This window comes from Gordonia sp. CPCC 205333 (genome assembly GCF_048537885.1).
In the GTDB taxonomy this organism is placed as follows: Bacteria; Actinomycetota; Actinomycetes; order Mycobacteriales; family Mycobacteriaceae; genus Gordonia.
Window position 1 is genome coordinate 908,125 of sequence record NZ_JBCLVI010000001.1, and the last position, 12,707, is coordinate 920,831.

Here is a 12,707-nt window from a genome sequence, read left to right on the forward strand (position 1 = left end):
GGTCTATCGAGACCACCCAAGCCGTGGGCCTACCCGTTGTGCAGCGGTCGCGGATCGACGCCCATCGCCTTCCAGCCTTCGTATGCCCACGGCACGTACAGCCACTTGAGCGGAAGCCGGTTGATCGCCGGATTGATTAACCGCATGAACGCGGCGAAGCGATCGAACCTCTTCTGTTTCCCCTCGTCCCACTCCAGGTCGCAGACGTCGCGCATCTGTTGGGGCAGCGTCCCGACGACAACTGTGCGAATGAAGCCGTTCAACGGTGCAGAAGCTATGCGCCACAGCGGTTTCGGAATCTGCTTCGGGCCGGGGATACCTAGGCGGATGTACCCGGTCGCGTAGAGGATGGTCCGCGTTGGGACGAACTGGTCGAGCATCGAGTCCCAGTATTCGACGAACTCGTCATATGTCTGCGGTTGATTTCGCGAACTCACGCCGTAAAGCTCGTACCAGACTTTGGATTCTTCGAAGATTTGCACCTTCTCGTCGTAGGAGAGTCGTCGGATGAAGGTGTCGGTGATATAGAGGACCTGGTCGACGAATGTCGCGTGCGCCCAGTAGAACAACTCGGGATTCAGTGCGTGATAACGGGATCCGTCACTGATAGTGCCTTTGATGTCGCGATGGAAGTCGCGCACTTTGCGGCCCCAACGGTGCGGGTCGGTGCTATAGACCGTCCGCATGATGGGCGGTCCACTGCGTCTGGCTCGTCCCAGGAAGTCGCTGAAGATGATCGAGTGATCTTCGACCGCTTTGCCGAGTTGTTCGATGCAGTTCTCGGTGCCGGCGAGTCGTTGGAATCCGAGCACGCCGCGGGAGTCGCCGTAGAACTTCCACACGAGCGAGTCGGCGCCCAGGCGTGGTTTCGCGTCGGCGACGTCGTCGGCGACGACCATCGGGATTGCTTCGCGCATGCCTTCTTGCACTGTCATGAGTCGAGAGTAGCCCACATTGAAACAAAAGTGGATATGTGTTCCAAACTCGCCACGAGGCCTGCGCCGCGCCCGACTTCTAGAGTTGGGGAATGACCCCGCTGCCCGACGTTGCCGACCTGCTCTCCTCCGCCCGCGTCTGTGCATTGCCGATGCGGATGAGGTTTCGCGGAATCACCACCCGCGAGGTGGTTATCTTCGAGGGGCCGGCGGGCTGGGGCGAGTTCTCTCCCTTCGTCGAGTACGACGACCTGGAGGCGTCGTCGTGGCTGGCCGCAGGTATCGAATCGGCGTATCAGGGGGCACCGCCGCCGGTGCGCGACGTCATCGAAGTCAATGCGACCGTGCCCGCCGTACCCGCGGACCAAGTCGCCGCGGTTCTCGCGCGATATGGCGGTGCGACCACGGCGAAGGTCAAGGTGGCCGAGCCGGGGCAATCGTTGTCCGACGACGTTGACCGGGTGGCGGCCGCACGCGAGCTGGTATCGAATGTCCGCATCGATGCCAATGGCAAATGGACTGTGCCGCAGGCGATTGAGGCGATCGCCGCGATTGGTGACGTGCAGTATGTCGAGCAGCCATGTGTCAGCGTCGAAGAACTCGCACAGGTGCGACGGGCGGTGTCGGTGCCGATTGCAGCCGATGAATCGATTCGCCGCGCCGACGATCCGATGCGCGTCGTGGCGCTCGCCGCCGCCGACATCGCGGTGCTCAAAGTTGCTCCGTTGGGTGGGATGCGCACGGTACTTCGGCTCGCCGAGCAGATGGCTATGCCGGTGGTGATCTCGAGTGCGTTGGATTCGGCGATCGGCATCTCGGCCGGTGTTGCGGCGGCGGCGGCGTTGCCCGCCCTGGAGTTGGCATGCGGCCTTGGTACGGGTGCGTTGTTTGTCGACGACGTAGCCGAATCGTTCCGGCCGGCGGGCGGAATCGTGTCGCCGCGTGCGGTAAACCCGTTCGACGAGTTGCCCTTGGCCTCGACTGACCGCGACGCGTGGTGGCGTGAACGGATCGCGCGATGCCATCGAATCTTGTCGGAGCTTCCTCGCTGAATCCGCCAACTCGCCGGATTGAAACAGATCTCGACATTTGTTCCAATGCGCGCTACGGTGAGGTATGTCACTGGCAGCCCTGAGCCGTGCGACCCCTCGTGAACTGGAGTTTTTCTGATGACCGCAGTCTTCGCCAAAGCGCCCGAAGGTAGTGAATTGCGGGAGGTCCCCAAGTCCGATCGGAACGGCATTCTGGAGATCATGCAGATGCGCCGCGACCCATTCGGGTACTCGGACGAGAAGCTCGCCCAATACGGAAAGACGTCCGCGCTCAACGCATTCGGTATCAAGATCGTCACCGCGAGTGGTGCTCGCGCGGCCGAACAGATTTTGATGAACAAGGACAAGGCGTTCGCCAACGGTCCCGCTTGGAGCTATTTTATCGGCCCATTCTTCAACCGTGGCGTGATGCTCCTCGATTTCGACGAGCATCGCCACCATCGGCACATCCTGCAGCAAGCCTTCACTCCGAAGGTTCTCAAGGGCTACATGGACGAGATGCAGCCGATGGTCGAAGATCGTATGTCGCGTTTTCCGACTGGAGAAGTGAAGCTGTTCAGCGAGTTCAAAGAGCTCACCCTCGACGTCGCGCTGGAAGTTTTTCTCGGTCTGGAATTGCCGAAGGACGAGGCCGACAAGCTCAACAAGGCATTTATTGAGACCGTCCGGGCGGGTGTCGCATTCGTACGCAAGCCGGTTCCGGGCGGACGCTGGTGGAAGGGTTTGCGTTCGCGCAAGATCCTCGAGGAATTCTTCTATGCCAACATCGCGGCGAAGCGTGCGACGCAGACGCCCGATCTCTTTTCGGTGCTATGCCACGCGGAAAGCGAAGAGGGCGATCGCTTCACGGACGAGGACGTCGTCAACCACATGATTTTCGTATTGATGGCCGCACACGACACCTCCACCATCACGATGACCCAAATGGCCTACCGGATGGCCAAGTCGCCGGAGTGGCAGGACAGCGCGCGAGCCCAGTCGATGGAACTCAACGCACAGCTCAGCTACGACGACCTAGCCAGTCTCGATATCCTCGACGTCGTCATGAAGGAATCGTTGCGGATGTGTCCGCCGGTGCCGGCGCAACCTCGAATGGCCATCAAAGATACTGAGGTACAAGGCTTTTACATCCCCAAGGGCACGCTCGTCAGTGTGCCGCAGTTGACCAATCACCGCGATCCGGAGTTCTATACCAACCCCGACATCTTCGATCCGGAGCGGTTCAGCAAGGAGCGCAAAGAAGATAAAGGCCATCGAATGGCCTGGATCCCGTTCGGAGGCGGTGTGCATAAGTGCATTGGCTTGTACTTTGGACAGATGGAAATCAAGACGATCATGCACCATTTGCTGCGCGGCTACGAGTGGTCGGTCCCCGCAGGTTACGAGATTCCGATGGACTACAGCTCATTGCCGGTGCCCAAAGATAAACTGCCCGTCACCATTCGGCGTCGTTGATGGCAGCGACCCGGAAAGCTCGCAGTACCGCGACGCCCGAAAATCAGGAGGCATCAATCCTGTCGGCCGCCGCCGCAGAATTCGCTGCCGTCGGCGTGCGTCGCGCGAATATGGACGAGGTCGCCGCCAATGCCGGCGTCAGTCGCTCAACGCTCTACCGTCGTTTTCCGAATAAGGACAACCTGCTCATCGCCGTCGCCACTCAGATATACGAGGTCGGAATGAAGCAGTTGGAGGAAGCGGTCGAGGGCTTGTCTGCCCAAGACGCGCTTATCGAGGCGTTCGCCGTTGGCGCGCAAATGATTTCCGAGGACCCGCTGCTTAACCGCATGGTGCTCGAAGACTATGAGGTGCGCAGTGTCACCGCGTCGATGAGTTCGCTGTTTATTGATATGGTCACCGCCCGAGTCGCTGACACACTGCGCGCCGCGGGAGCAACTATGCCCGACGCCGACTTGACGCAAGCTGTGGAACTTCATGTGCGCCTGGTGATTTCCTACCTCGAAGTGCCGGGTTCGGACCCAGCGGCCCGGACCCCGGATGGCGCACGGGAGTTGGCGTCGAAATTCCTAGCCCCGATGATCTGGTAATTCATTCCTACCCAGGAGTTTTCAATGGCACTGCGTGACCTTCCTCGATCCCTGACGCCCTCGGCACGAGCCGATGCGCGACTACGTACGATACGAGAATCATTGGGCGGCAAGGTTATCGCGGTGACGGGTGGAGCTCGGGGGATAGGTTTCGAGACGGCTACCCAGTTGCTCGCGGCCGGTGCGAAGGTGGCGATCGGCGATATCGACGAGGACGCGGTCGGCAAGGCTGCCGCCGATCTCGGTGTCGAGGGACTGCATCTCGACGTGACGGATCCGGCGTCGTTCGAGAAGTTTCTCGATGGTGTCGAGAAGGCGTACGGACCGGTTGATGTGTTGATCAACAACGCCGGAATCATGCCGGTCGGGCCGTTCCTGCAGTACAGCGAGGCGCTGGTGCGACGCACCTTCGACATCGACACAGTCGGCGTGATCTTCGGCGCCCAGGCGGCTGGACGTCGGATGTCCGCTCGGGGCAGAGGGCAGATCCTCAACATTTCTTCCGTCGCCGGACGCCTGCCGATGCCCGGGCTGTCGATCTACAATGCTGCCAAGGCCGCCGTCATCGAACTCACCGAAGCGCTCGACGCCGAATTGTCGCCGTCCGGGGTGCGAGTCAGCACCGTGATGCCAACCTTCACCAACACCGGACTCATCACTGGGTTGTCGACCAACAAGTTCATCGCGACCGTTGAGCCGAAAGATGTAGCTGCCCAGGTCTTGTGGACCATCGCCAGGCCCAAGGTGCGCGCGGCCGCGCCACGGTCGATGGCATGGGTGCACGCGAATACGCTGACGCCGCAGCCGGTTAAGCGAGCGGTGCGGCGAATGACCAAGCTCGACACCATCTTCCTCACCTACGACGAAGCAGCTCGCGGCGAGTATTCCAAGCGGATCGGGCAGTAGCTTTGTTGGAGGCGGGGGAGGCAGCCGCGACTTCCGGGTGACTGTAAGTTGACGACGGGCAGTCGCTACTCCGATCGGGCGGTGCGTGCCTCGGACGCCTGCGTCGGGCACACTCTATGGTGTACCTCACACAAACTAGAACGTGTTCTAGTTTGTCGGTAAGGTGGCCGCACCAGAAAGAGGGTTATGACCGACGACCGCGCACTGCTCGCCGCCTACCGATCGGCGCGCGCCGACCAGGCGCGTGCGTCGTCGGCTCTGGCTGACGTCGAAGTTCTCGCAGGTCGCCGCAAGCCGCTTCGGCGCTGGCCTATTCGGATCGCGGCACTCGCCGCAGTAGCGGCCATCGTGTTCGCGGTTATCGGAATCGTCGGTTGGCTGCGCTCCGACGACGGCTACTCCGATGCCGACTACGTCGATGCCGCCACCAAACGCATCGAGCTTCTGCTTAGCCCCGACTATCGGCAGCCCGAACGGGTCAAGCGCGTACTGGCGGGAGCCACTGGTTCGTTCTACGACGAGTTCGGCCAATCTGCCGACGCGTACACCACCTTCGTGACTAAGGCCGGAACGATGTCGACCGGTCGGGTGGTCGGTGCCGGGGTGTCGCGCCGAGTCGGCGACGACGCCGAAGTGCTAGTTGCCGCAACGGTAGATCTTGCCGCTCAAGCCGAGCGGCCGGCATCGTCACGTGAATTCCGGTTGCGAACGGTAGTCACTCCCGAGGATGGAGTTCTCAAGATTTCAATGGTGCAGTACCTGCCATGACCGATGACATTGTCCGGTCAACTCGATCGGCGCGAGCCGATGCTGCCGCGTCGACCTCGGACCGACGCAGGGCGACTCTGCTCGCCGCGCTTGTCGTCATCACTCTGGTGCTCGCCGGATTGGTGGCCTGGCAGTGGACCCGGCTGGCAGGGGAGCAGGCGATAGACGATGCCAGATCGCAGCTACGTGCCCAGGCGGGAATCGTTGTGTCACAGGTGCTTTCCCGTGGATTTGAACGGGAAGCTGACCGACGTCGAGCCCGCGGTCTGGTCACCGATGCCTATGCGCGGCGCACTGAACTGGATAAGACCCCTCTCGTGGCGGTCGGTGACCTCGAGGTGCGCTGGGAGTCCACGACGGTGGCAGTCGTAGCCGCCGACGCTAACTCCGGGACGATGCTGATCGACGGGAATTCGATCAGGGTAAATCACGGCTCGCCGACGTCGACTCCGCAAACTCTGACCGTCCAATTTGTGTCACTCGATCACCGCTGGCTCGTAGATCAAATCGACGTGGTGCGCTGATGGCAGCCGAAGTTGATGCCTCGCAGCGGTTGATCGCCGCCCGCGTCGATCTGGACAAGGCAACGCGCACAACGCGGTTGGCCGCCATCAATGCCGGGGATGCGCTCCGGCGACGGGCCCGGCGTCGGCGCCGGCGAATGATCGTAGCCACCGTCGTGACAGCCATGGTCGTACTGGCTCTTCTGATCCTTGTGGTGCTGTTGCCTCTTCGGGTCTCCGCCGAGCAGGAGGTGGCGCAGCGTAACGACGATGTGCTGAACGCGGCATCTGCTGCGGTGACCTCGATGCTCACCGCCGACCCGAAACAAGCTGAGCGATACGCGGATTCGGTGATCTCGGTTAGCGTCGGAGAACAGCGGGAGCGGGTATCGGGTACCCGACGAGAACTGATCGACGAGATCTCGCGGCAGGATGCGGCAAGCACGGGAGTTGTATTATCCGCGGGTCTCCTGACCGACCCATCCGATGCTGCTGACGCCACCGCTGATGTCCTCCTCGTCGCCGAAGCCACCAATCCAGCGATCATCGGCGGTGATCCGGCACGCAGGCGGATGCCGATTGTCCTCACTATGCGCTTGGTTGACCAGGTGTGGAAAGTTGCGAAGGCGAGACTGGGATGAGTCGATCGATCTACCGATGGCGAGTCGTTTGCACACTTGTCGCACTCGCGCTTGTGCTCGCGGGGGTCGGTGTCGCGGGATTGGTCGCGGCACATCGCAACAATGCCAGCCACCCAACCGCGATTGAGCGGACCGGCGTGCAGCAGGCCGCAGCCGACGCCGTCGTCGCGTTAATGACATTTGCCCCCAATGACCCTCCGACCCGACCGGCGGTTCTGGCGCAGCTGACCGGACGTCTGGCCGCCGAATATCGAACGCAGGGACCGGATCTCATTTTGCCCAACGCCGTGGACTCGCGAACGTCCATGTCCGCCAAAATTGTCGGCGCGGCCGTCAATTCCTATTCGGCTGATGCCGCGCGGGTGCTGGTATTCGTCGATCAACAGGTCGAGGTACCGGGGCTGACTCGCGCCGACGACGGGAGCGGGAAGGTCGCGGTGTCGCGGTGGGCGGTGATGCATCGAGATGGCGGTGTGTGGCTGCTCAGTGATCTGACCCTGGTGGACGCGGGCGGCGACTCGTGACCGGCACGGATAGAGAACCAATTACACTGCGTAACAACGAAACAAGGGAATTCTTGTGAGCGAAGAAAAGGGCGTAATCATCGTCGGGGCCGGACTCGGCGGCATCCGAGTGGCCGAGAACCTGAGGTCAGGTGGATACACCGGACCGATCACCCTCATCGGTGACGAGATCCATCCACCGTATGACCGTCCGCCGCTGTCGAAGTCGGTGCTGTTGGGCAAAGACGACCGAGTCGACCTGAAGCCGGCAGAATTCTTCGCGGAGTCGACGATCGCCCTCCGCACCGGCCAGCCGGTTGTCTCGGTGTCACCGGCCGAGCGCACCGTGGCACTCGGATCCGGCGACGACGCACAGACATTGGAATACGACAGTTTGGTGATCGCGACCGGCCTTCGGCCACGGACCTTTCCCGGCGCTCCCGCAGAGGGCGTGCATGTCATACGCACTGTCGATGACGCGCTGGCACTGCGAGCCGAGTCGGAATTCGCGTCGAATGCGGTAGTCATCGGTGCGGGCTTCATCGGCTGCGAGGCGGCGGCGAGCTTGCGAACCCGTGGACTCGCGGTCACCCTGGTCGAACCGGCGCCCACCCCGCTGGCGGCAGCGCTCGGTGCGAAGATCGGCGATCTGGTGACCCGGCTGCATGTAGCGAACGGCGTCGACGTGCGGAGTGGCGTCGGCGTGGATGCGATTGTCGCGCATGGTGATCGGGTGTCGGCGGTCCGATTGTCAGATGGTGTCGAAGTACCGGCCGACCTCGTCGTCGTCGGCATCGGGTCGACGCCGGTCGTCGAATTTCTCGACGGGTCCGGCATCGAATTGGCCGCGCGCGAGAACGGTGGCGGCATCGCCTGTGACGAGGTCGGGCATACGGTAGTCGATGATGTGTATGCAGTTGGCGACGTCGCGAATTGGCGTAATCCATCAGGTGTTCCGGTGCGCGTGGAACATTGGAACCACACCGTCGAGCAGGCGGCGATCGTGGCGGGCCAGATCCTCGGCAACGACGCCGACGTGGCACCTGCGGTGCCGTATTTCTGGAGCGATCAGTACGACGTCAAGGTGCAGGTACTTGGCTGGCCGAGGGCGACTGACGACGTGCATATCGTCGATGATGATGGAAAGAAGTTCGTCGCGTACTTCAGTCGTGACGGCGTGCTGACTGCGGTTGCCGGTGGTGGCAAAGCAGGTGCGGTGATGAAGATGAGGGCTAAGTTGCTCAATTCGACGCCGATCGCGGAGTTGCTATGACCACGGAACTTAGTGCGGCAGCGGTACAAGAAGCGTTGGCGGAGTTGGCCGATCCGCAGCGCGCGGTGTCCTCGGCCGGATTCTTCAAAACGGGCCCCGGTCAGTACGGTGCGGGCGACGAATTCATCGGAATCACGGTTCCGGCACAACGTAAGGCGGCCAAGCGCTTTCGCGGACTTGCCGCCGACGAGATCGATCTATTGCTCGACAGTCCGATTCACGAACATCGGCTCACCGCCTTGATCATCATGCGGACGGAATATGAGAAAGCGACTCTCGGCGACAAACCGTTGTGGATTGAGCGATACCGCGCGGCGGTCGACCGAGGCCGTGTGAACAATTGGGATTTGGTTGACTCGTCGGCGAATATTCTCGGGGATTGGTCTCTGGCACAAGGCAATTCGACGATCTTGTGCGACTACGCGGTCCAGCAGGACCTGTGGCGTCGGCGGGTGGGCGTCGTCGGGACCTATGCATATCTGACGGCTAGTGACGCGTCCGCGACGCTGGCGGTCGCCCCCATCGTCATCGACGATCGCCGCGACCTGATTCAGAAAGCCCTCGGCTGGATGTTGCGCGAGATGGGCAAGAGGGTGGATCGGGCGGTGCTCACCGAATATCTGGACGGTCATGCTGCCGAACTGGGGCGGACGGCCCTGAGCTACGCGACCGAACATCTAACGCCCGAGCAGCGCAAGGCGTATCGGTCGATGCGGTAGCGAATTCACCTCGTTCCCTCGAATCCACCTCACTCACCGCGCGAGGTGGATTCGGGCAAACGAGGTGAATTTCTGGGCGGAACCGACTGTCGCGCCATTTCGTCTAATACGTCATGACGTTCCAGATTGCCATCGACGTCAATCAAACCCGGCGCGAGTTGAATGCGCTTGGATTTAACGATGATGCCATCGCCCGCGCACTCGTCCGCGGCGACGTCGACCGGATCGGGCCGGGCCTCTATGGTCCGCCACGCGGACAACTGCCCTCGCGAGAAGAGAAGCATCGTGAGCGCGCCGTCCTCGTCGCGCGCAAAGCACGGCTTCGAATCGATGGAAGCAGAGCGCTTGCTGATGTCTCGGCAGCCGCTGCATTCGGGCTTCCGTTGTGGGGCTTGCCCATACAGCGCGTTGTCGTCCACGACTTTACCCGGCCGCCTGGTACTCGGCAGAGCGGCGTCATGCGGCTGGTAACCGATCTGCGTGCGCCGGATCTGGTCTCGCTCGACGACGTCGAGTTGCCGCTAACCACGCCGGCCAGGACCGTAGTCGACATCGCACGCCGGCATGCGCGGATACCAGCGATTGCGCTGGGTGACGCAGCGTTGCACGCGAAGTTGTGCAACGTCGAGGACCTCAATAGGGAACTCGGCCGCGCACGCGGAATGACCGGGATTCGTCGGGCTCGCGTTGCCGTAACCCTGATGGACGGGCTGGCCGAGTCGGTCCTGGAGTCTCGGAGTCGCATCGAAATGCTGGATCTCGGGTTGCCCATACCGGTTCTCCAACACCAGGTTTACGACGCGGCCGGCGAGTTTGTCGCACGTATCGACTTCTATTGGCCTGATTGTCGATTGATCGGCGAAGCCGATGGCGAACTCAAATACGAGAGCGATCCCACCGCCGTCCGGAGGGAAAAGGCGCGCACGGATCGTCTACACGAGTTGGGTTTTCGAGTGGTGAGATGGGGATGGTCGACGGTCAACCGCCCCGAAGAACTACGCGAGAAGATCGCACGAATGATGGGTAGCGGATCCACCTCATTCCCTCGAATCCACCTCGCCGGATGAGTGAGGTGAATTCGGGCAAACGAGGTGGATGTCAGGCGCGCTCGGCGGGTGCCGAACCTCGGTACACCTTGACCGCGGCCAGCACCATTGGAATCTGTAGCGGCAGACGCAGCCAGGCGATGGTCTTCATCCACGCCGGTTTGTCCTGCCACAGACGGACCATGTTGATATTCGCGGGGAAGACCGCGATGAATAGCGCGGCCGCGCCCGCCGCAGCGAGACGGCGGGTTCGCGGAAACAGCAATCCGCCGCCGATCGCGGCTTCGGCCACACCGGACGCGTAGGTCAGTGTGCGCTTGTCGCCGGGGATCTCATCGGGGATCAACGCATCGAATGGTTTGGGCGCGACGAAGTGCAACACGCCCATGAAGATCAGGGGGAAGGCCATGATGTGGGAGAGGCGTTGAGTGCTCACGATGCAGAGCCTACGTGATCAGAACTCGATTTTGAGGGTGTCCGATGTCGGACGTGCCTGACAGCCGAGGATGTAGCCGTCGGCGATGTCGTCGGGATCGAGAGCGCCGGAGTTCTCCATGTCGACACTACCCTCGGTCAAAGTGCAAGCGCACGAACCGCATTCGCCCTCCTGACAGGAGTAGGGAGCGTCCAATCCGGCGGCGAGCATGATGTCGATGAGGGTTCGTTTACGCGGCCAGGAGAGTTTATGTGTTTCGCCGTCGAGTTCTACTTCGACGCTGGCAGCGGTGGCTTGATCCTCTTCGGATACTTCCTCGAGTTCGACATTCTCGAATGGATCACCAGATAGCGAGTTGTACACCTCCGAGTGCACATTGTGATGGTCGAATTTGGCTTTGGCCGCGGCGGCGTGAACGGCGTCCATGAATGGTCCGGGGCCGCATACGTAGAGGCTGTGGGTCTGACTCATCGGCGCGAACAGAGTCGCCAGCGCCTTTGTCGAGGGCAACCCTTGGACCGATTCCAGCCAGTGAATGATGGTCAGTCGGCCGGAGTGCGCGGCATGTAGCTCGCGGAGTTCGTCGGCGAAGATGACGTCGTTCTCGCTGCGATTGGCGTAGAAGAAGGTGATCGGTCCGGTGCCCGTGCGTAGCGCCGTCTTAAGGATCGACATCACCGGGGTGACACCTGAGCCGGCCGCGATGAGCAGCAGCGGTAGGTGAATATTGTGCGGCGTGAATACGCCGGATGGGGGCAACGCCTCTATTTGCGAACCCGCAGTTAGGTTGTCGCACATCCAGTTTGAGCCGTAGCCGGCCGACGTGCGTTTAATCGTCACCTTGGGTAGCTTGTCGGCTCCAGGCGACGACGACAGGGAATAGCAACGTGCGACGGAACCCGTTTGATCGCTGGGGATTCGCAGTGTCAAGAACTGGCCGGGAAGGTAGTCGACGAATTTATCGGTGTGGTCGGTCGGTATGTCGAAGATGACCGAGCGCGCATCAGCAGTCTCATCGACGACGTCGTTCACCGTCAAAATGACGCTGCGCGCACTATGCGGAGTCAGGTCTGTCATCACATCGACTTTCTGGCGAATGAGAACGTGTTCTAGTTTCTAGATTAGCCTACCTGGCGCGGCGTCGAAACTCGCGGACCTCCGCATTCTGCTCGTCGGGTTAGCCGAGGGCTGCGACTCCCTCGGACAGGATACGACTCCCTTCGGTTAGTAGGGCGTTGAGATCGCCGTCGGGGGAGTCGAGCCATTGCTCATAGGCTGCTAACGCGGTGCCCAGAGTCATCCAGGCGATGGTCTGCGGCACCGGTGCGGTGGCGTCGACGCGCAGACGCCGCGCGCAGAACTGTGCGATGACCTGACGCCACTCGGCGTACATCAGCATCGAATGTGCCTGTAGCGCAGGAACTCCCAGAAGGAGCGCCATTCGTCGCCGATGTCGTGGCAATTCGGTTCCGGGAACGTTGTTGAAGTCGATGAGCGCGCGTTGGAGGGCGTCGGCGATAGGCAGTTCGGCCGGTATCGCGTCGAGTAGCGCGCGCAGTTCGTCGAGGTAGATATCGAAGTCGCCCCAGGCGATGGCGTTCTTCGACGAGTAGTACCGGAAGAGGGTGCGGCGCGCGATCCCGGCGGCCGCGGCGATGTCGTCGACACTGGTGTCGTCGAATCCGTCGCGAGCGAACAGGTCAATGGCGACTTCGGCGATATGAGTCATCGTCGTGACGCGTTTCCGTCCGACCGGGGCGGCGCGCGACTCTGGTGAAACATGCTGGTCATTGCCGGGCACCAAATGTGTCCTTCCCCTGGTTTTCGACCGATTGTGATGTAGGTCTAGCTTTTATGCACTGAGTGCCATTATAGTCTTT

General features: G+C 61.6%; 15 protein-coding genes. 11 read left to right on the forward strand and 4 right to left on the reverse strand.

The genetic code is table 11. The features are described 5' to 3' along the window. Positions 1-29 precede the first annotated feature (29 nt). Complete coding sequence (locus AAFP29_RS04340) at positions 30-935, reverse strand: oxygenase MpaB family protein (protein ID WP_419216071.1); 906 nt, start codon at positions 933-935, stop codon at positions 30-32. Between the two features lie 92 nt (positions 936-1,027). Here AAFP29_RS04340 and AAFP29_RS04345 point away from each other — a divergent pair, with 92 nt between their 5' ends. From AAFP29_RS04345 to AAFP29_RS04395, 11 genes are all read left to right on the forward strand, one after another. Further along, positions 1,028-1,987 carry an o-succinylbenzoate synthase gene (locus tag AAFP29_RS04345; protein WP_419216072.1) on the forward strand — a complete coding sequence of 320 codons (960 nt, stop codon included), beginning with the start codon at positions 1,028-1,030 and terminating at the stop codon, positions 1,985-1,987. 117 nt (positions 1,988-2,104) lie between these two features. Further along, positions 2,105-3,442, forward strand: coding sequence for a cytochrome P450 (locus tag AAFP29_RS04350; protein ID WP_419216073.1), 1,338 nt, complete (start codon positions 2,105-2,107; stop codon positions 3,440-3,442). Beyond that, positions 3,442-4,032 carry a TetR/AcrR family transcriptional regulator gene (locus AAFP29_RS04355; protein ID WP_419216074.1) on the forward strand — a complete coding sequence of 197 codons (591 nt, stop codon included), beginning with the start codon at positions 3,442-3,444 and terminating at the stop codon, positions 4,030-4,032. The genes AAFP29_RS04350 and AAFP29_RS04355 overlap by 1 nt, the downstream gene beginning before the upstream one ends. Positions 4,033-4,056: 24 nt before the next feature. Beyond that, positions 4,057-4,938 carry an SDR family oxidoreductase gene (locus tag AAFP29_RS04360; RefSeq protein WP_419216075.1) on the forward strand — a complete coding sequence of 294 codons (882 nt, stop codon included), beginning with the start codon at positions 4,057-4,059 and terminating at the stop codon, positions 4,936-4,938. 186 nt (positions 4,939-5,124) lie between these two features. After that, positions 5,125-5,706, forward strand: coding sequence for a hypothetical protein (locus tag AAFP29_RS04365; protein ID WP_419216076.1), 582 nt, complete (start codon positions 5,125-5,127; stop codon positions 5,704-5,706). Next, entirely contained in the window at positions 5,703-6,230 is a 528-nt protein-coding gene (locus AAFP29_RS04370) for a hypothetical protein (RefSeq protein ID WP_419216077.1), read from the forward strand. Before AAFP29_RS04365 ends, AAFP29_RS04370 begins: the two co-directional genes overlap by 4 nt. Then, positions 6,230-6,850, forward strand: a complete 621-nt coding sequence (locus AAFP29_RS04375; RefSeq protein ID WP_419216078.1) for a hypothetical protein — start codon at positions 6,230-6,232, stop codon at positions 6,848-6,850. The genes AAFP29_RS04370 and AAFP29_RS04375 overlap by 1 nt, the downstream gene beginning before the upstream one ends. Beyond that, positions 6,847-7,374, forward strand: coding sequence for a hypothetical protein (locus tag AAFP29_RS04380; RefSeq protein WP_419216079.1), 528 nt, complete (start codon positions 6,847-6,849; stop codon positions 7,372-7,374). The genes AAFP29_RS04375 and AAFP29_RS04380 overlap by 4 nt, the downstream gene beginning before the upstream one ends. Before the next feature lie 55 nt (positions 7,375-7,429). Continuing rightward, on the forward strand, positions 7,430-8,626 hold the full coding sequence (locus tag AAFP29_RS04385) for an NAD(P)/FAD-dependent oxidoreductase (RefSeq protein ID WP_419216080.1): 1,197 nt from the start codon (positions 7,430-7,432) through the stop codon (positions 8,624-8,626). Beyond that, positions 8,623-9,345 carry a DNA alkylation repair protein gene (locus tag AAFP29_RS04390; protein WP_419216081.1) on the forward strand — a complete coding sequence of 241 codons (723 nt, stop codon included), beginning with the start codon at positions 8,623-8,625 and terminating at the stop codon, positions 9,343-9,345. Before AAFP29_RS04385 ends, AAFP29_RS04390 begins: the two co-directional genes overlap by 4 nt. Before the next feature lie 113 nt (positions 9,346-9,458). After that, complete coding sequence (locus AAFP29_RS04395) at positions 9,459-10,412, forward strand: hypothetical protein (protein ID WP_419216082.1); 954 nt, start codon at positions 9,459-9,461, stop codon at positions 10,410-10,412. A gap of 31 nt (positions 10,413-10,443) precedes the next feature. On the opposite strand, the gene AAFP29_RS04400 is transcribed toward AAFP29_RS04395, so the two are convergent. The 3 genes from AAFP29_RS04400 to mftR all read right to left on the reverse strand — a co-directional run bounded on the left by AAFP29_RS04400 (position 10,444) and on the right by mftR (position 12,631). Further along, positions 10,444-10,827 (reverse strand): hypothetical protein, encoded by a 384-nt coding sequence (locus AAFP29_RS04400; RefSeq protein WP_419216083.1) that lies wholly within the window; start codon positions 10,825-10,827, stop codon positions 10,444-10,446. 18 nt (positions 10,828-10,845) lie between these two features. Further along, positions 10,846-11,904 carry a 2Fe-2S iron-sulfur cluster-binding protein gene (locus tag AAFP29_RS04405; RefSeq protein ID WP_419216084.1) on the reverse strand — a complete coding sequence of 353 codons (1,059 nt, stop codon included), beginning with the start codon at positions 11,902-11,904 and terminating at the stop codon, positions 10,846-10,848. Between the two features lie 100 nt (positions 11,905-12,004). Further along, the gene (mftR, locus tag AAFP29_RS04410; protein ID WP_419216085.1) at positions 12,005-12,631 is read right to left on the reverse strand and encodes a mycofactocin system transcriptional regulator; all 627 of its coding nucleotides are present in this window, start codon (positions 12,629-12,631) and stop codon (positions 12,005-12,007) included. Positions 12,632-12,707 lie beyond the last annotated feature (76 nt).